At 70.1% G+C, this 18,741-nt stretch carries 13 protein-coding genes; 2 read left to right on the forward strand and 11 right to left on the reverse strand.

Annotated elements, in window-relative coordinates:
* The 7 genes from treY to WEB03_RS05005 form a co-directional block, all read right to left on the reverse strand.
* The coding region (treY, locus tag WEB03_RS04975) for a malto-oligosyltrehalose synthase (RefSeq protein ID WP_368069849.1) at positions 1–1,883 on the reverse strand (1,883 nt) is incomplete at its 3' end.
* The gene (glgX, locus tag WEB03_RS04980; protein ID WP_368069850.1) at positions 1,880–4,036 is read right to left on the reverse strand and encodes a glycogen debranching protein GlgX; all 2,157 of its coding nucleotides are present in this window, start codon (positions 4,034–4,036) and stop codon (positions 1,880–1,882) included. The genes glgX and treY, both read right to left, overlap by 4 nt.
* A 58-nt stretch (positions 4,037–4,094) precedes the next feature.
* Entirely contained in the window at positions 4,095–5,975 is a 1,881-nt protein-coding gene (gene treZ / locus WEB03_RS04985) for a malto-oligosyltrehalose trehalohydrolase (protein ID WP_368069851.1), read from the reverse strand.
* A 2-nt stretch (positions 5,976–5,977) separates the two neighbouring features.
* Positions 5,978–8,428 (reverse strand): DUF3536 domain-containing protein, encoded by a 2,451-nt coding sequence (locus tag WEB03_RS04990; protein ID WP_368069852.1) that lies wholly within the window; start codon positions 8,426–8,428, stop codon positions 5,978–5,980.
* A gap of 57 nt (positions 8,429–8,485) precedes the next feature.
* Positions 8,486–8,677 (reverse strand): Clp protease N-terminal domain-containing protein, encoded by a 192-nt coding sequence (locus WEB03_RS04995; RefSeq protein WP_368069853.1) that lies wholly within the window; start codon positions 8,675–8,677, stop codon positions 8,486–8,488.
* Entirely contained in the window at positions 8,605–8,823 is a 219-nt protein-coding gene (locus tag WEB03_RS05000) for a Clp protease N-terminal domain-containing protein (protein ID WP_368069854.1), read from the reverse strand. Before WEB03_RS05000 ends, WEB03_RS04995 begins: the two co-directional genes overlap by 73 nt.
* Complete coding sequence (locus tag WEB03_RS05005) at positions 8,820–9,311, reverse strand: nucleotidyl transferase AbiEii/AbiGii toxin family protein (RefSeq protein WP_368069855.1); 492 nt, start codon at positions 9,309–9,311, stop codon at positions 8,820–8,822. The genes WEB03_RS05000 and WEB03_RS05005 overlap by 4 nt, the downstream gene beginning before the upstream one ends.
* Positions 9,312–9,535: 224 nt before the next feature.
* On the opposite strand from WEB03_RS05005, the gene WEB03_RS05010 reads away from it, so the two are divergent.
* Positions 9,536–9,811 carry an antitoxin gene (locus WEB03_RS05010; protein ID WP_368069856.1) on the forward strand — a complete coding sequence of 92 codons (276 nt, stop codon included), beginning with the start codon at positions 9,536–9,538 and terminating at the stop codon, positions 9,809–9,811.
* A gap of 16 nt (positions 9,812–9,827) precedes the next feature.
* Positions 9,828–10,244 carry a TA system VapC family ribonuclease toxin gene (locus WEB03_RS05015; protein ID WP_368069857.1) on the forward strand — a complete coding sequence of 139 codons (417 nt, stop codon included), beginning with the start codon at positions 9,828–9,830 and terminating at the stop codon, positions 10,242–10,244.
* A 46-nt stretch (positions 10,245–10,290) separates the two neighbouring features.
* Here the strand turns inward: WEB03_RS05015 and WEB03_RS05020 are convergent, their stop codons facing one another.
* The 4 genes from WEB03_RS05020 to WEB03_RS05035 form a co-directional block, all read right to left on the reverse strand.
* A complete protein-coding gene (locus WEB03_RS05020) occupies positions 10,291–10,734 on the reverse strand; it encodes an RES family NAD+ phosphorylase (RefSeq protein WP_368069858.1) in 444 nt (147 codons plus the stop codon).
* Positions 10,735–11,125: 391 nt separating this feature from the next.
* Positions 11,126–12,880 carry a 1,4-alpha-glucan branching protein GlgB gene (gene glgB, locus WEB03_RS05025; RefSeq protein WP_368069859.1) on the reverse strand — a complete coding sequence of 585 codons (1,755 nt, stop codon included), beginning with the start codon at positions 12,878–12,880 and terminating at the stop codon, positions 11,126–11,128.
* A 300-nt stretch (positions 12,881–13,180) separates the two neighbouring features.
* Positions 13,181–16,606 carry a maltose alpha-D-glucosyltransferase gene (gene treS / locus WEB03_RS05030; protein ID WP_368069860.1) on the reverse strand — a complete coding sequence of 1,142 codons (3,426 nt, stop codon included), beginning with the start codon at positions 16,604–16,606 and terminating at the stop codon, positions 13,181–13,183.
* A complete protein-coding gene (locus tag WEB03_RS05035; RefSeq protein ID WP_368069861.1) occupies positions 16,603–18,594 on the reverse strand; it encodes an alpha-1,4-glucan--maltose-1-phosphate maltosyltransferase in 1,992 nt (663 codons plus the stop codon). The genes treS and WEB03_RS05035 overlap by 4 nt, the downstream gene beginning before the upstream one ends.
* Between the last annotated feature and the right edge of the window lie 147 nt (positions 18,595–18,741).

Consider the following 18,741-nt stretch of genomic DNA (forward strand, 5'->3'; position numbering starts at 1 on the left):
TCGTACCGCTCATCCCCGTCGATCCACGCCGTGTGCCGCTTCCCCTCGCGCGCGGCCTTCACCAGGTAGGCCACCGCACGGTCCGCATCGATCGGCCACGTCCCGATCAGCGTCTGCAGCAGCAGCAGCTCGTGCTCCGGCGCTGGTCCGTGGACGCCCCGGTGGCGGGCGCCGAGCTCGTCCCACTCGCTGACGGTCCGCACCCACAGGTCCGGGCACTGCGACAGCGTCGCGAGGCGCGCTCGAACGTCCTCGCTGCGCTTGGTGTCGTGGGTCGAGGTCGTCAGCATCGTCGCGGGCCGCTCGAGCTGGCGTCGCAGGTTCGCGCCGTGGAACTCCGCGAGGCTGGTACCGAGGGAGCTCGGGTCGCCGCCGACCTCGTTGACCGCGACGAAACGCAGGTACCGGTAGAAGGTGGTGTCCTCGACACCCTTGGCCATGACGGGGCCGGACAGCTGCTGGAACCGCATCACGAAGTCGGCCGAGTCGGGGCCGCCCTGTTCGAGCGTGAGCAGCTCGGCGAGCAGGTCCAGCGGCTCGTCGAGGTCGGGGCGTCGGGCGCGAGCGCGCGAGACCGCCTCGGTGATGTAGCGACGGTCCTCGTCGGTCAGGTCGGCGCGGTCCGCCCGGACGTAGGTCCGGTAGACCGGGAAGGTGACGAGGACCTCGATCAGCGCCGCCCGCAGCGCCTCGGTGTCGCTGACGCAGGCGGCACCGTCGGCGAGGTCGCAGAGCTGGTCGTGGAGCGCGTCGAGCTCGGCGGCGAACAGCTCGGTCACGACCTCGCGCTTGGCGACGTCGACCACGTGGTCGTAGCCGGTGCGGTCGCCGGTCACGGCGGTCCAGGTGTCGTCGACCACACCGGTGATGCGTGGGTCGATGAAGAGCCCGAGCACGAGGTTGGCGAACTCGTACCCGACCGTTCCGTCGATCGGCCAGTCCGACCGCGACCCCTCCCCCGGCTCCAGGATCTTCTCGGCCACGATCCACGCGTCCGGCGCCGCAGCGCGGAGCTGCTCGAAGTAGCCGGTCGGGTCGCGCAGTCCGTCAGGGTGGTCGATGCGGAGCCCGTCGACCGTGCCCTCGGCGACCAGCTCGAGCACACGACGGTGGGCGTCGGCGAACACCTCAGGGTCCTCGACGCGGACACCACCGAGCGTGGTGATGTCGAAGAAGCGGCGGTAGTTGAGCTCGGCGTTGGCACGCCGCCAGTGGACGAGGCGGTGGTGCTGCTCGAGCAGGAGGCTCAGGAGCCGACCGCGGTCCCGCTCGAGGGCGGCCAACGTGCCGTCGACGTCGTCACCGTCGAACCCGGCGGCGGCCAGCGACCCTGGCCGGACCGGCCAGGCGTGGTCGTGGTAGATGAACCGCCAGCCGGCGTCGGGGTGATCGTCATCGCCGTGCGGCGGCTCGCCGTGCGCGAGGCGGAGATCGTGGCCGTCGGCGAGCTCGTCCTCGAGGGGGCGCCCGAGCTGCGGCACCAGCACCTGTGGTGGGCCGGCACCGCGCCGCTCCCAGCGCACGTCGAGGTGGTCGGCGAAGCGGCTTTCCGGTCCGTGCCGGAGCAGGTCCCACCACCACGGGTTGTGCGGGCTGAGCAGGCCGACGTGGTTCGGGACCAGGTCGAGCACGATGCGCAGTCCCGCGTCCGCCGCGGCGCTGGTGAGCGCCGCGAAGCCCTCGTCGCCGCCGAGCTCGTCGTCGAGCCGGCTCGGGTCGACCACGTCGTAGCCGTGGGTGCTGCCGGGAGCGGACGCGAGGGAGGGCGACAGGTAGAGGTGACTGACGCCGAGCTTGGCGAGGTACGGCACGGTCGCCGCAGCGTCGCGGAAACCGAAGCCGCGGTGCAGCTGGAGCCGGTAGGTCGAGGTCGGGGCGCTCACTCGTCGGACTCGGCTCGCAGCACCACGACGCCCCGGTCGGGCACCTTGCGGCTGCTGCCCGCCTCGAGCCGCTCGACGTCCTCGGACAGCCGCGGGAGCGCGGTGTCGACCCTGACCCGCCACCGCTGCCCCCACCGTGCTGGCGGCAGCTGGAACTCGATGGGGTCGGCGCTGGCGTTGAACAGCACGAGGAACGAGCTGTCCACCACGGTCCGGCCGCGTTCGTCCGGGCTCGCGATCCCCCGGCCGTAGAGGAAGACCTGCAGCGACCGGGCGAGATCGGCGTCCCAGTCGTCGTCGTCCATCTCCTGCCCGTCGGGGCGGAGCCAGGAGATGTCGTCGATGTCGGCGCCACGGATGGGCCGTCCCTGGAACCACCGGCGCCGACGGAACACGGGGTGGTCGCGTCGGAGCGCGATCAGATCGGTGGTGAAGCGCACGAGGTCCTCGTCGGCCTCGTCCCACCGGAACCACGACAGATCGCTGTCCTGGCAGTAGGCGTTGTTGTTGCCGTGCTGGGTGCGACCGAACTCATCGCCGCCGAGCAGCATCGGCACACCCTGCGACAGCAGCAGGGTCGCCAGCAGGTTGCGCTGTTGGCGCGCTCGCAGCGCCTCGATGTCGGGGTCGTCGGTCGGCCCCTCGGTGCCGTGGTTCCAGGACCGGTTGTCGTCGGTCCCGTCCGCCCCGTCCTCGCCGTTGGCCTCGTTGTGCTTGTCGTCGTACGACACGAGGTCGCGGATGGTGAAACCGTCGTGGGCGGTGACGAAGTTGATGCTGGCACCGGGTCGGCGGGTGTCGGACTCGTACAGGTCGGAGCTACCGGTGAACCGGGACGCGAACTCGGACAGCGTGGCCGGCTCACCGCGCCAGAAGTCACGCATCGTGTCGCGGTACATCCCGTTCCACTCCGACCACTGGGGCGGGAAGTTGCCGACCTGGTAGCCGCCCTCACCGACGTCCCACGGTTCGGCGATGAGCTTGACCTGGCTGATGACCGGGTCCTGCTGGATGACCTCGAAGAAGGTCGACAGCCGATCGACGTCGTGCAGCTCGCGGGCCAGGGTCGAAGCGAGGTCGAAGCGGAAGCCATCGACGTGCATCTCGGTGACCCAGTACCGCAGCGAGTCCATGATCAGCTGCAGCACGTGGGGGTGACGCATGTTCATGGAGTTGCCGGTGCCGGTGTAGTCCATGTAGTAGCGCGGTTCGTCCTCGACCAGCCGGTAGTAGGCCGGGTTGTCGATGCCCTTGAGCGACAGCGTGGGGCCGAGGTGGTTGCCCTCGGCGGTGTGGTTGTAGACCACGTCGAGGATCACCTCGATGCCCGCCTCGTGCAGGGCTTTGACCATCTGCTTGAACTCGGGGACCACCTGCTCGGCCGGCCTGGACCCGTACCCGTCGTGGGGTGCGAGGTAGGCGATCGAGTTGTAGCCCCAGTAGTTGGTCAGGCCGCGTTCGACGAGGTCGGACTCGGGCACGTGGCGGTGGGTGGGCAACAACTCGACGGCCGTCACCCCGAGCCCGGTCAGGTGCTCGATGACCGCCGGGTGCGACAGACCGCCGTAGGTCCCCCGGAGCTCCTCTGGGACCTCGGGGTGCAGCGCCGTCATGCCCTTGACGTGGACCTCGTAGATGACGGTCTCGTGCATCGGGGTGCGGGGATGCCGGTCGTCGCCCCAGTCGAAGAACGGGCTGGCGACGACGCAACGTGGGACGAACGGCGCGCTGTCGTCGGTGTTCGGCGGGCCTTCGGGGTCGCCGAACGTGTAGCCGAACACGGGCTGTCCCCAGTCGAGCGCACCGACAACGGACTTGGCGTAGGGATCGATCAGCAGCTTCGCGGGGTTGCACCGCAGGCCGCGCGCCGGGTCGTAGGGGCCGTGCACCCGGTAGCCGTACCGCTGGCCGGGACCCACGCTCGGCAGGTAACCGTGCCAGACGAAGCCGGTGACCTCGGGCAACGTCACACAGGTCTCGGTGCCGTCCTCGTCGAACAGACACAGATCGACGCGATCGGCGGTCTCGCTGAACAGCGAGAAGTTGGTCCCGAAGCCGTCGTAGGTGGCACCGAGCGGGTACGGCTGCCCAGGCCAGGTCTGCGTGGTCACGCTGCTCCCTCCGCGCCGCGTGGGTCGCGACGGCCCGCCCATCGTGCCCGGTCCCCAGCGGAGGTCCGACGACCGGGGAGGACCGAAAGTCCGTCCCGGGTCACCGGCGACGCAGCAGCAGGGAGGCCGGCCCGCCGATCGCGACCTCGGTCCGCGCCTCATCAACCGTGACCACGGTGCCTCCAGGACCGTCGTGCGCGGGATCCGCGGTGTCGAGCAGCAGCTCGAAACCGCCGGGGTGGGTGAACCGGACCGGGTCATCACCGGTGTGCACGACGACGAGGATGTCGGTCTCGGGCCTCCCCGGCACGCCACGCGTGAACGCGAGGGTGTGCGGGCCGTGGACGGTCGGTTCGGCCTCCCCCGCCATCGGATCGGTGATGGCCGGCAGCTCGCGGCGCCACCGCAGCAGCTCGCGGTACACCTCGAGCAGCGTGGCGTGGTCCCCTGCAGCGCGGAGCGACCAGTCCACCTTCGACCGCTCGAAGGTCTCCACCGCCTGCGGGTCCGGCGCTTCACCCTGGTCGGCGAAGTAGGCGAACTCGCGCCGCCGACCGGTCCGGACCGCCTCGACGAGGTCCGGGTCGGTGTGCGACACGAAGTACTGGAACGGGGCGGTCTCACCGTGCTCCTGCCCCATCCACAGCATCGGGGTGAACGGTGACAGCAGCAGCGCGCCGGCCGCGGCCTTGCGCTGTTCGAGGTCGAGCAACGCGGCCTGGCGTTCGCCGAGCATGCGGTTGCCGACCTGGTCGTGGTTCTGGGTGCAGACCACGAACCGCTCGTAGGCCACGTCGGGTGCCGGCCGACCGACCGTCCGGCCCCGGTGGGGCGAGTACCGGCCGGCGTACGCGAACCGGTCGTGCAGGCACCGGGCCAGGTCGTCGAGCCCGACGTAATCCTCGTAGTAGCCCGTCCGCTCCCCGGTCAGCGCGACGTGCAGCGCATGGTGGACGTCGTCGAGCCACTGGCCATCGAGCCCGTACCCGCCGACGGACGGGTCGCGGACCAGCCGTGGGTCGGACAGGTCGCTCTCGGCGATGACCTGGACGGTACGCCCGCTGGTGGCCGCCTCCGTGTGGACGGCGCGGGCGAGCTCCTCGAGCAGGTGGACGGCGGAGGTGTCGACGATCGCGTGGACCGCGTCGAGCCGCAGCCCGTCGACGTGGAAGTCGCGGACCCAGCGGACGGCGTTCTCGACCGCGAAACGCCGGACCTCGTCTGCACCGGGGCCGTCGGTGTTGACGGCTTGGCCCCAGGGGGTGTCGTACCGGTCGGTGAGGTACGGACCGAAGTCGTCGAGGTGGTTGCCCTCCGGTCCGTAGTGGTTGTAGACGACGTCGAGCACCACGCCCATCCCCGACGCGTGCGCCGCGTCGACCAGGCGCCGCAGGCCCTCGGGCCCCCCGTAGCTGTGCTGCGGCGCGTACGGCAGGACGCCGTCGTAGCCCCAGTTCCGCTCCCCCGGGAACTGCCAGATCGGCATCAGCTCGAGGGTGGTGATGCCGAGCTCGGCGAGCTCGGGCAGGCGCGGGACGATCGCCTCGAACGTGCCCTCCGGCGTGAAGGTGCCGACGTGGAGCTCGTAGAGGACCTGGTCACGGAGCGGCCGGCCGTTCCACGCCTGGTCGGTCCACGGGAAGTCCGGGTCGTCCACCGCGGAGGGGCCGTGCAGCCCGTCAAGCTGCCGCCGGGACGCGGGGTCGGCACGGTCGATGGCCGGCTCACCGTCCCGGTGCAGCCGGTAGCGGTACCGGTCCCCCGGACCGACGTCCGCCACCGTGCCGACGTGGTAGCCGCGTGCGTCGCGTTCGAGCGGGGCCAGCCGCTGTCCGTCGTCAAGGACGACCTCGACGCGGTCGACGCGAGGCCCCCAGACCACGAACCGGGTGCTGCCGTCGCCGGCCGGGCTCGCACCGAGCTGGTCGGGTGCCGGTGGCTGGGCAGCGGTCGACGACGTCGATGGCGTGGGGTCGGACACGGTCACTCCGGGACGGCGAGTCCGAGCCGCTCGGTCGCCTCGTCGATGGTCTGCAGCCACCTGACCGCGACCTCGTCCCCGGCGTCAGCCCGCACCACGAGCGAAGGACGGTGGTCGCGGACGACCTCCCAGCACAGGTTCTGCGCGGCGGCGAGCTCTGCGTCGAACGGCAGCCAGCCGGCGAGGTCCACCAGGTCGCGCACGGCCGCCGCGAACCGCTGCTGGTCCTCACCGAAGGTCTCGAACAGGTCCGGGCCCTCGAGGCTGCGGCGGAGCCGACGGGTCTGACGATCCACCGCCTCGCCGAACGCGTGGGACAACCGTTCGACGTCGAGCGGGACGCCGAACCGTTCCGCCTCGTCGACGAGCGCGCTGACCCGCGCGGGATCACCGCCGCTGCGGATCGCCTCACGGAGCTCGACGTTCAGGACCACCTCGGCCGCGCTGCGCAGCGGTTCCGGCAGCTTGGCGTCGAGGCTGGCCAGGAACCGCAGCAGCGGCGCGCGGCCGCGGTAGACCGAGCGGTACGTGGCCTCGACGTCGGCGATCGTCCCCTCGAGCACCTCGTCGAGCAGGCGACGCTGTTCGTCACGGAACAGGTCCCGCAGCGAGTACGCGCTCTGTCCGAAGTGGTCGTCGAGGACCCGGATGGTCGCCGGGAAGTCGGCTTCGTCGAACGCGGCCGACAGCGCGTTCGTCGTCGCGACGTACGCGGCGTCGGCACCTTCGGGGCGGACCCCGCAGAGGAAGTTGTGGTCCCCGAAGTGCAGGACGCCGTACTCGAAGCACCGCTCGGTGAGGGTGATCACCGACCGCACCGTCACCCGTCCGCTTCCGACGCTGGCGCGGCCGGCCTCGGAGCGCATCTCATCGTGGCGCTCGACCTCGTAGCACCCGATCCGTTCGGTGTGCCCGTAGGTGCGGGCCAGCCCGCTGATGGCGAAGTGGGCGGCGACCTTCTCGAGGTCGGCCTTGATCGGCCGCACCAGCTGGTCGTAGATGTGGGCCCCGTCACGCCACTGCGGGACGTTGCTCTCGGCCGCGTGCAGCCGTTCGACGAAGGCGTCCTCGAGGTGCACGTCGAGGACCTCGCCGGCGAGCTGGATCGCCCGAGCGGCGTAGGCGAGCACCTGCACCGACTCGATCCGCGACAGCTCGTCGAAGAACCAGCCACAGCTGGTGTACATCAGCAGCAGGTGCCGCTGGAGCTCCATGAGGCGGAGCACCGACGCGACGTCGTCGGAGCTGAGCTCGACGCAGGCGTGCTCCTCGAGGAACGGGGGGAGGTTGTCGACACGGTGCAGGACGACCCGGTGGTAGTCGTCGCGGGCCGCCCACGGATCGGTGAGCAGCTGCTTGGCGCGGGTCTCGAACGGGGCCGCGAGCTCGTCGCGGAGCCAGTCGAGGGCCTCGCGCAGCGGCGCCCGCCACGCCTGGCTCCCTCCCGTCTCGCCGTTGGTGCAACCGCAGTCGGCGCGCCACCGTTCCACGCCGTGCGCGCACGACCACGAGCTGGCCTCCACGATGCGCGCCTCGTGCTTCGGTGGCTGCAGCGCGAGGTGTTCCGCGTAGTTGATCAGGCGCACGCCCTCGGCCTCCTCGACCCGCTCGATCGCCTGCGCCAGGGCCATCTCGCCGCGGCGGTGGTGGTGGCCGTAACTCTCGCCGTCGGTGGCGATGTTGACCAGCGCGGGACCCGGCCGGTCCGGGAACGCACCGAGCAGCCGCTGCGCGAACCGGTCACCGGAGTGCAGCAGCCCCTCGAAGGCGACGGCCTGCGACACGGCACCGTCGTAGAAGTACACCGCGATGGACCGCCCGGAGGGCAGCACGATGGTGTAGGGACGGGTCGTGTCCACGGCGCCGCCGCTGACGTCGGTCCAGGTGTCGCCACCGAGCGGCCGCACCGCGTCGGCCTGGTACGGGCTCAGCACGGTGAAGGCGATCCCGGCGGCGGCGAGCTCCTCGAGGGTCGCGGTGTCGGCCGCGGTCTCGGCCAGCCACATGCCCTCCGGATCGCGCCCGAACCGGTGGCGGAAGTCGGTGATGCCCCACCGCACCTGCGTCCGTCGGTCACGGTCGTTGGCCAGCGGCATGATCATGTGGTTGTAGACCTGCGCCATCGCCGACCCGTGGCCGCCGAACCGCTCGGCGCTCGCCGCGTCCGCCGCGATGATGGCATCGTGGGTCCCGCGGGCGTGGTCCGCCATCCACCCCAGCAACGTCGGCCCGACGTTGAAGCTCATCGCCGCGTAGTTGTCGACCATCCGGGCGATCCGGCCCTCGTCGTCGAGCACCCGGGCGGTGGTGTTCGGCGCGTAACACTCCGAGGTGATGCGCTCGTTCCAGTCGTGCGCCGGCCACGCGGAATCCTGCTGCTCGACCAGCTCGAGCCACGGGTTCTCACGCGGCGGCTGGTAGAAGTGGCCGTGCACGCAGACGTAGCGGTCCATCGTGGGCGCTCGGACGGTAGGCGGATGATTCGGGGCCGGTGAGGGTACGCGGCTGCGCTATCCCGAACCGTCCCCTCCCTCAGCGCGTACCAGCCTCGCGAGTTCCGACGGGTCCACCCCACACCCCTCGAGCAGCGCGACCGCGACCCCGTGCCCCTCATCGAGCAGTGCCAGGATCAGATCAGACGTCGTGACCGGACGACCGTCGTTCTCGGCGAGCGCCTGAGCGACCTCGGAGACACGGGCCAAGTCAGCTCCGCGAAACCTCGTGGGAGCTCCGAACTCGGCAGCTCGAAGAGAGCGAGGAGGACGTGCTCCGTGCCGACCTGGCGGTGACCGATCCGAACTGCCCTCGCTCGTGCATCTCGCAGGAGCCCATGCGCGCGATCCGTCACCAACCGTCATCCGTACCGCCGTCGGCTCCCTCGCGGAGGAGCTCGGCGTCCGCCAGGTCGCGGAGCGCCTTGCTGCGGCGACGGGACGGGTCGTTGCCCGCTCGCTGTTTCATCGCGATGAGGTCCTCCGTACCGACGACCAGCAGCTCGCCACCGTCGATCGCGACGGGCCCAGCCCGTTCGATGGCCCCGTCCATCCTCGCGTCGAAGGCGACCTGCACCGGCTCGCCGTTGCGGTGCCGGAAGTTCTCGCTGTGAGCGAACGAGCCGCGGTGCTCGAAACCGACACCGATCAGTGCGTCGCCCACATCGCGACGTTCGACTCGGGAGTAGGCCGCGAGATCGACATCGATCGTCGCCCGCGGGACGCCGGAACGGACACCGACGGCGAGGCCACCGATGAGCACCACCCGGATCCCAGTGGTGGTCAGGGCTCGCACGGCATCCCGAAGCGCGGTGAGCTGGTCGGTGGAACCCGTCGTCACCATCTCCCCCCGGCTGAGCGCACGGGCCGCCGCGGTCAGCTCCGAGCTGACCTCAAGCGCTCCGTACGGCGTGGTCGACACACCGAGGAGCGTACGTCGCCGCCCCTCCGATCGGTGCCCGACCGGAGGCGACGATGACGTACCCAGGGAACTGGTCCGACGGTAAGCTGGTCGCCTGGTGGAGGGTTTCGGTGCGGAAGGCGCGCCGACGACGCTGGAGGCCCGCGGTGAAGACGACGTTGGAGCTGCCCGACGATCTGGTGCGTGAGATCAAGATCCGGGCAGCGGACGAGAACCGACGCATCAAGGACGTCGTGGCCGATGCGCTCCGACGTGGCCTCGCGCAGCACGATGCCGCGATCGGCCGCGCTGACCGACGGGTCCAGTTCCCGCTCGTCGCCTGTGCCCACGAGGCGCGGCCCTCGGAGGCGATGACCCCCGACCGTGTCGCCGCGATCATCGCGTCGGAAGACGTGGACGATCGCCCGTCCGTGACACCGTGATCCGTGTGACAGCAACGTGTGGCTCGCGTTGAGCTTGTCCGGCCACGGGCACCACCGCACAGCGCGGAGGTGGTTGGAGACCGTCGAGGCGCCGTCCGCGATCCACTTCTGTCGGGCCACACAGCAGACCTTGCTCCGCCTGCTCACCATCGCGGCGGTGCTCGCGCCGTACGGCAACCGTCCGCTGACCAACGACGAGGCCTGGTCCGTCTACGCCCAGCTCCTCGACGACGACCGCATCACGTTCCGTGGTCTCGAGCCCCCCGGCCTCGAGGCTGTCTGGGCACGGTTCGCCCGTCGCGATACCGCATCGCCGAAGTTGTGGATGGACTCGTACCTGGCAGCGTTCGCGCTCGCCGGCGACCTCACCCTCGTGACCACCGACAACGCGTTCCGGCAGTTCGACGGCCTCGATCTCCTCGTGCTGTCCTGACCGTGCGTGTTCTGGAGTCAGGTCGTCGCGCGACAGCTACGAGAGATCAGAACAGCCGGTCGTCCCGCGGCACCGGGAACGGCTCGCTGACGGCGATGGCGTCGGCATCGGGGTGAGCAGGATCGATGACGATCGTGCGGCCGACCGGGCGTGCCGGAAGCGACGGCACCGACAGCGCGGCCGAGCGCCGCTGATCCAGCCAACCGTCACCGAACGCACGGGAGGCCGCTGGCCCGCGGTCCCACGCGCCGATCCGGTGGTCGTCGGCCGTCTCGACGAGGTCGTCCGGGATCACGATACGAACGGCGTGGTGCGGCCCGGGCAGCGTGCGCGGTCGGGTCGTGTGGGCGAGGATCTCGAGGATCGGGCCCGCGAAGGACGACGCGTACACGACGGCGCGGCCGACCGAGTTCCACCGGCCGCCGACGAGTCGCGCGCCGGTCGCGTCGAACGGCGGACGACGGACCTTGCTGATCCGGAACGCGGTCACCATCTACGCCGGCAAGCCGTACTCGAGCGCGAGGAGCACGTCCTCGACCCGGCGGTCCCGAGGTCGCTGCGGATCAGATCGACCGGCCGCTCCCCGTCGAGCTGAGGTTGCACCGAGAGGAGGAACTCGCGCGCGAGCGTGGTGTCCTCCCAGACGTTCGGACAGCGCCACGATCCTGGCGAGGTGTTGCAGCCGTTCGCTCTCCTCCCGCGAGAGGCGATCGCCGCGTCGAGCGAGGGTGGTCCGGGGCACGATGACCGCCGAGGACGGATGCCACCCGTAGCGCATCGAGAGCAGTCACCAGATCCTCCCACCTGGGCACGATCACCGTACCGCGTGGGCAGGTCCATCCAGCTGTCGCCGCGGCCGCCCCGCCACGATCGTCGCGGCGTCAAGCGCTGGGCTGCAGGTCGTGCTGGAGGACCAGCACCGACAGCGGCGGCAGGGTCAGGTTGATCGAGTGCCCGAACCCGTGCGACGGTAACGGCGTGGTCGCCACTCCCCCGTGGTTACCGAGCCCACCACCGCCGTACTCGGCGGCGTCCGAGTTGAACCGCTCGGCCCAGAAGCCGCGTTCGGGGACGCCGATCCGGTAGTTGTCGCGGCCCACCGGGGTGAGGTTGGCGACCACCACGACCTCGCGGTCGCCGTCACGTGTGCGTCGGCGGTAGGAGACCACCGACTGCTCCCAGTCCCCCGCGTCGAGCCACGCGAACCCGTTCGGGTCCACGTCACCGTCGTGCAACGCAGGTTCGCTCCGGTACAGCCGGGCGATGTCGCCGAGGCAGCGCTGGAGCCCGGCGTGACGTTCGTGTTGCAGCAGGTGCCAGTCGAGGCTGCGTTCGTTGCCCCACTCCTGCCACTGGCCGAACTCGTCACCCATGAACAGCAGCTTCTTGCCCGGCGTGGTGAACATGTAGGCGTACAGGGATCGCAGGTTGGCGAACTGCTGCCACTCGTCCCCGGGCATCTTGTTGATCATCGAACCCTTGCCGTGCACCACCTCGTCGTGGGACAGCGGCAGGCAGTAGTTCTCGGCGAACGCGTACACGGCCCGGAAGGTGAGCTGGTCGTGGTGGTACTTGCGGTGGATCGGATCCTCCTGGAAGTAGGCCAGGGTGTCGTGCATCCACCCCATGTCCCACTTCATGCCGAAGCCGAGCCCACCGACGTAGGTCGGTCGCGACACCATCGGCCACGCGGTGGATTCCTCGGCGATGGTCTGCACGCCAGGGAAGGCGGCGTAGACCTCCTCGTTGAAGCGACGCAGGAACGCGATCGCCTCGACGTTCTCGTTCCCGCCCCACTCGTTGGGGATCCACTCGCCGTCCTCACGCGAGTAGTCGAGGTAGAGCATCGAGGCGACGGCGTCGACCCGGATCCCGTCGACGTGGTACTCGTCGAGCCAGAACAGCGCCGAGGACAGCAGGAAGCTCATCACCTCGGGCCGGCCGTAGTTGAAGATGTAGCTGTTCCAATCGGGGTGGTAGCCCTTGCGCGGGTCGGCGTGCTCGAACAGGTGGGTGCCATCGAAGTAGGCCAGCCCGTGTTCGTCCGAGGGGAAGTGTGACGGCACCCAGTCGAGGATCACGCCGATGCCGGCCTGGTGCAGCCGGTCGATCAGGTGCTTGAGGTCCTGCGGGGTCCCGAACCTCGATGTGGGGGCGAAGTACCCGGTGGTCTGGTAGCCCCACGAACCACCGAAGGGGTGCTCGGTGAGCGGCATGAACTCGACGTGGGTGAACCCGAGCTCCTCGATGTGGGCGATGAGGGGATCGGCCATCTCGGTGTAGTTGAGCGGGCGATCGCCCTCCTCGGGGATGCGCTGCCACGACCCGAGGTGCAGCTCGTAGATGGCCATCGGCTGGTCGAGCGCTTGGCGCTGTTCGCGCTCGGCCATCCAGTCGTCGTCGCTCCACTCGTAGGACAGGTCCCAGATCTTCGAACCGGTCAGCGGCGGGGTCTCGGAGTGCACGGCGAAGGGGTCGGCCTTGTCGACCCGGAAACCGTCGTGGCGCGACCGGATGTGGAACTTGTAGGTGTCACCCTGCCCCACCTCGGGCACGAACAGCTCCCACACCCCCGACACCCCACGGGGTGCCAGCTGGTGGGTGTCCTTGTCCCACCCGTTGAAGTCCCCGATCACCGACACCTGCTCGGCGTTCGGCGCCCACACCGAGAAGTGGGGCCCCGTCGACCCCGTCGACGGTCCGCAGGTGCGCGCCGAGCTTCTCGTGGAGGCGCACGTGCGAGCCCTCGTTGAACAGGTACAGGTCCATGTCACCGAGGATCGAGGTCGCGCCGGCGCCCGGCACGTCCGGCGGGGGTCCGTCGGCGGGTCGCTCCACCGGAGCATCCGCCACGACGGCGGGCTCGGCGGCACGCGCGGTCTTCCGGGGTGGACGGGAGGGCTTGGGAAACACGGGTGGCTCCTGCGTCGGGTCGGTCACGCGGGCGGGGCGTCGAGCACCTCGGCGATGCCGGTGAGCGGGATGTCGACCCACTCCGGACGGTTGTTCATCTCGTAGCCGAGCTCGTAGATCGCCTTCTCGAGCAGGAAGGCGTCGAGCAGGATGGCGGTGTGCGCCGGATCGTCGGGGACGAAGCTGCGGTCGGCGGCGGTGTCGAGGTACCCACGGAGGAAGCCCGCGCTGACCCAACGGTTCCACGCGGCGAGCCAACCCCGGAGCTCGTCGTAGGCGTCGCGGTCCGGGGTGACGGCACCGCGTTCGACCTGGAACCGCAGCGCCGAGTGCGACGCGTACTGGAACGAACGGAGCATCCCGGCGACGTCGCGCAGCGGGGAGCGCTTCAGACGTCGCTCGCCGAGCGGCCGGGCCGGTTCGCCCTCGAAATCGATGATCACCAGGTCGCGGCCGGTCCACAGGACCTGGCCGAGGTGGTAGTCCCCGTGGGTGCGGGTCCGGGTGGTCTCGATGCGGCCGGCCGACAGCGTCCGCAGCCGGTCGAGGATCTCGTCCTCACGGTCCGCCAGCGCGGTCACCCGTGCCTGCGTCGCCGGGTCGGGCAGCGAGGAGGCTGCCTTCTTCGCGGCCTGGAGCCCACGTCGGAGGGCGTTGCGCATCGACTGGTACAGCGAACGCTGGTAGAGGGTCGTGAAGGCCTCGGGGGCGAAGTCCTTGTCCGTGCCATCGGCGAGCGCCGAGTGCAGCTCGGCGGTCCGCACCCCGAGCAGGTGCGCCACATCGAGGTAGGGCCCGACGAGCTCGTGGGCCGACTCCGGCAGCGGTTCGCTGGCCAGCGTCAGCGGCGACCGACGCAGCTCGGGGACCCCGCCGTGTGGCGGATCGGTCATCACCCGCTCCGCGTAGCGTTCGAGCTCGTCGAGGGTGTGGACCCACGCGTCCCCCTCGTTCGGCACGAAGCGCTGCAGGATGGCGACCGTCGAGGTGGCGCCGCCACCCCGGCCGACGCGGTCGATGGTGCCGACCAGCTCGGGGACGTGGGTCAACCGGTCCGACAGGTACCGGCCGATCTCGACGTCCGGCGACTCACCCGCCTCGAGCCGACGCAGGACCTTCATCAGGAAGCGGTCACCGAACACGATCGAGGTGTTGCTCTGATCGCCCCGCAGCACCCGCGACGGCAGCTCGCCGGGACGGGCACCGCTGCCGAGTGGACGGTGGCGACGACCGACCAGCTCGCCGGACGTGGCCCGGTACCGCCGGTTCCGACCGACCGTGTCGAGCAGCAGGGCCGCCGGTGACCGGGCCGCGCCGCGCCCCCCGTCGCCGTCGTCCTGCAGCGCGTCGTAGAGGATCCCCGACTGCCCACGCTGCCCCCGACCCTTGACGTGTGCGAGCACGGCGGTCGGCGCCGTGATGCGGCCGGCCTCCTCGCCCTCAGCGAAGGCCAGCGCGAGGACGTACTCCTCCGGTTCGCCGTCGACGTACTCGACCCGCACGACCGCCAGGTGCAGTGACGGATCGTCCTTCGCGCCGATCGGAGCGACGTCGACCAGCGTGGTGCTGCTGAGCTCGCGCGCCTTGCCGCCGAACCACCGCTGACGGCAGAGGATGACCGGCAGCACCGCTTCGAGCCGCTCCTTGCCGCGGCCGCGGAGCAGCGCCCGCCACTCCCCCGCGAGGGTGAGTTCCGGTACTTCCTCCAGCGACTCGACGGTGGCGGCCCCGGCGTCCTCGCGCATCTGTGACAGCGACAGGCGTGACGGCGCCCGCTCGAGCGAGAACCAGTAGAACTGGTAGGGCCCGAGGGTCAAGGGGTAGGGCTGGTCGGTGAGCGCCGGGAAGGCGGTCCGTCCGAACATCTCGACCGGCGACAGCCCCTGGTGCTCGGCGAGCGGCAGCTGCGCCGACTGCGCGTGTCGGGACAGGTTCGCCACGACCAGGACCAGCTCCTCGGGTCCGCCCTCGGGTGGGGTCCAACGTCGCAGGTAGGCCAGCACCTTGTGGTTGCTCGGGTGCACGAACTCGATGTCCCCGCGACCGAAGACCTGCGTGTGCCGCTGCCGGAGCGCGATCAGGCGCTTCATCCACAGCAGCAGCGAGCTGGGGTTCTCCTGCTGCGACTCGACGTTGATGCGCTCGTAGTGGTACTCGGGATCGATGACGACCGGCAGGTAGAGCTTCTGCGGGTTGGCCGAACTGAACCCCGCGTTGCGGTCGGCCGACCACTGCATCGGGGTGCGGACCCCGTTGCGGTCTCCGAGCCAGATGTTGTCGCCCATGCCGATCTCGTCGCCGTAGTACAGGACCGGCGTCCCCGGCATGGAGAACAGCAGCGAGTTCATCAGCTCGATCAGGCGTCGGTCGCCGCCGAGCAGCGGCGCGAGCCGGCGACGGATCCCGAGGTTGATGCGCATCCGCGCATCGTGTGCGTAGGCGCGGTACATGAAGTCCCGCTCCTCGTCGGTCACCATCTCGAGGGTGAGCTCGTCGTGGTTGCGCAGGAACAGCGCCCACTGGTTGCCCTCGGGGATCTCGGGGGTCTGCTGCAGGATGTCGGTGACCGGGAACCGGTCCTCCTGCCGGACCGCCATGAACAGCCGTGGCATCAGCGGGAAGTGGAAGTTCATGTGGCACTCGTCGCCGTCGCCGAAGTACTCGGCAGCGTCCTCGGGCCACTGGTTCGCTTCGGCCAGGAACATCCGGCCGGGCCACCGCTCGTCGAGGTGGGCACGCAGCTTCTTGAGGTACTCGTGGGTCTCGGGCAGGTTCTCGTTGTTGGTGCCCTCGCGCTCGAACAGGTACGGGATCGCGTCCAGCCGGAACCCGTCGACGCCGATCTCGGCCCAGAAATCGAGGACCTCGGCGAGCGCCTCCTGGACCTCGGGGTTGTCGAAGTTGAGGTCCGGCTGGTGGTTGAAGAACCGGTGCCAGTAGTACTGCCCGGCTTCGGGGTGCCAGGTCCAGTTCGACGCCTCGAAGTCCTGGAAGATGATGCGGGTCTCGGGGTAGGGATCGGGCGTGTCGCTCCAGACGTACCAGTCCCGGTACCGGCTGCCCTTCGGTGCCTGGACCGCGCGCTTGAACCACGGGTGCTGGTCGGAGGTGTGGTTGATCACCAGCTCGGTGATGACCTTCAGCCCGCGCTCGTGGGCGAGCTTCACGAACCGCTTGAACTGCCGCATCGTCCCGTAGTCGGGGTGGATCGCGGTGTAGTCGGCGATGTCGTAGCCGTCGTCCCGCAGCGGTGAGGGGTAGAACGGCAACAACCAGATCGCGGTGATCCCGAGGTCCTGGAGGTAGTCCAGCCGGTCGGCCAGACCACGGAAGTCGCCGAAACCGTCGCCGTCGGAGTCCGCGAACGAGCGCACGTGGCAGGAGTAGATGACCGCATCCCGGTACCAGGCCGGGTCGGTGATGATGGTCCCGTCGGTGGGCGGGGTCACACGGGCACCTCCCGGGTCGACGGATCGGATAGCTGCGACAGGTCACGGACCACGAAGATGTGTCCGGGGGTCACGTGGGGGTCGAGCTCGACGTAGTTGCGGCGACCCTGCCAGACGTAGCGCGCGTCACCGAGAGCGTCGTAGACCTCGAAGCGTGGGTCCTCGTCCTCCTCCTCGAAGCCGAGGGCCTCGAGGTCGAGCCAGGTGAACCCGCCCTGCTTCCACGCGGGGTCGACGTTGACGACGCACAGCACGGTGTCACCCGTCACCGGGTCACGCTTGGAGTAGGCCAGCAGCGCGTCGTTGTCGACCTCGTGCAACGCGAAGGAACGGTCCTGCTGCAGCGCGGGGTGCTCGTGGCGGATCGCGTTGACCCGGGCGATCAACTCCGCCAGGGAGTGCGGCGCGTCGAGGTCCCAGGTCCGCTGCTGGTACTTCTCGTTGTCGAGGTACTCCTCGGCACCGGGACGGGCGACGTGCTCCATCAGCTCGAAGGTGGGCCCGTAGATCCCGTAGTTCGCCGTCAGGGTGGCGGCGAGCAGGAGCTTCTGGACGAAACCCGGCCGGCCGTGCCGTTGCAGGTACTCGGTGAGGATGTCCGGCGTGTTCGGCCACGAGTTCGGCCGGAGGAAGTCCACCTTGTCGGTGAGGAACAGCTCGGCGTAGTACCGCTCGAGCTCCCACTTCTCGTCGCGCCAGGCGAAGTAGGTGTAGGACTGGTTGAACCCGATGCGCGCGAGCTCCTCCATCACGGCCGGCCGCGTGAAGGACTCCGACAGGAAGATCAGGTCGGGGTGGTCGCGGGTCAGCTCGTCGAGGCACCACTCCCAGAACGGGAACGCCTTGGTGTGAGGGTTGTCGACCCGGAAGATCCGCACGCCCTCGTCGATCCACCGTTCGAACACACCCTTGAGCGCGTTCCACAGCCCCTCCGGGTCGGCGGTCTCGAAGTCCAGCGGGTAGATGTCCTGGTACTTCTTCGGGGGGTTCTCGGCGTACTGGATGGTCCCGTCGGGCCGGGCGCGGAACCACTCGGGGTGCTCGGTGACCCACGGGTGGTCCGGCGAACACTGGAAGGCGATGTCCAGCGCCAGCTCGAGCCCGTGCTCCCCGCACGCCGCGACCAGTCGGCGGAGGTCGTCGATCGTGCCGAGATCGGGGTGGATCGCCTCGTGGCCGCCTTCCTGTCCGCCGATGGCCCAGGGCGAACCGAGGTCGTCCGGCTCGGCGACCACCGAGTTGTTGCGGCCCTTGCGGTGGCTGCGGCCGATCGGGTGGATCGGCGGCAGGTACAGGACGTCGAAACCGAGGTCGGCGACGTACGGCAGCCGGGCGATCACGTCGTCGAGCGTCCCGTGCCGGTCGGGGTCGGGCGACGCCGAACGTGGGAACAGCTCGTACCAGGTCGAGTAGCGGGCCCGAGCACGGTCGACGCGCAGCTCGAAGCGGTCCGATGCCGTGGCGTGGGGCCGCGGGTCGATCCGGGCGACCAGCTCGGTGGCCGCGTCGGAGAGTGCCGGTTCAGCGCGGGCGGGCAGCTCCAGCCGCTCGTCGACGAGCTGGTCGCGGATGCGGGCGACCTCGGCGCGGTCGTCGCCCTTCGCGCGGTGGTCGTCGAGCAGCTCGGCGCCGATGGCCAGGTCCACACCGGTGGCCACCCCAGCCTCCAGCTTGGTCAGCGTGTCGCGCTGCCAGGTTCCGAAGCGGTCGATCCAGCCCGTCACGCGGTACTCGTAGCGGCCCGGCTCGTCGAGGGTGAACACGCCGCGGTGGCGGTCGTTCCCGAGGTGCTCCATAGGCGCCTCGGACCAGCGGCGTGCGCCCTTCGGGCGCCAGCAGACCGTGGCGAGCACCGCATCGTGGGAGTCGGCGAACACGTCGGCTTCGACGTCGATGAGCTCCCCGACCGACCGTTTCGCGGGGTAGCGGCCCCCGTCGACCTGCGGACGGACGGCGCGGACGGCGACGCGTCGGTTGGTGGCGCTCACGGGTCGTGATCCCTCTCGCTGCGGTGATGTCACCGGCCCGCCCCGGACCGGACCGGTCGTTGCCGACGCTAGGGCAGGTCGCGCGAGACCGGGTCGGACGGTCGTCCACCCCGTCCCGAGCCAGGATCGCGGCCGTGGCCTGCCGTA

Source organism: Nitriliruptor sp. (assembly GCF_040882075.1).
Taxonomy (GTDB): Bacteria; Actinomycetota; Nitriliruptoria; order Nitriliruptorales; family Nitriliruptoraceae; genus Nitriliruptor.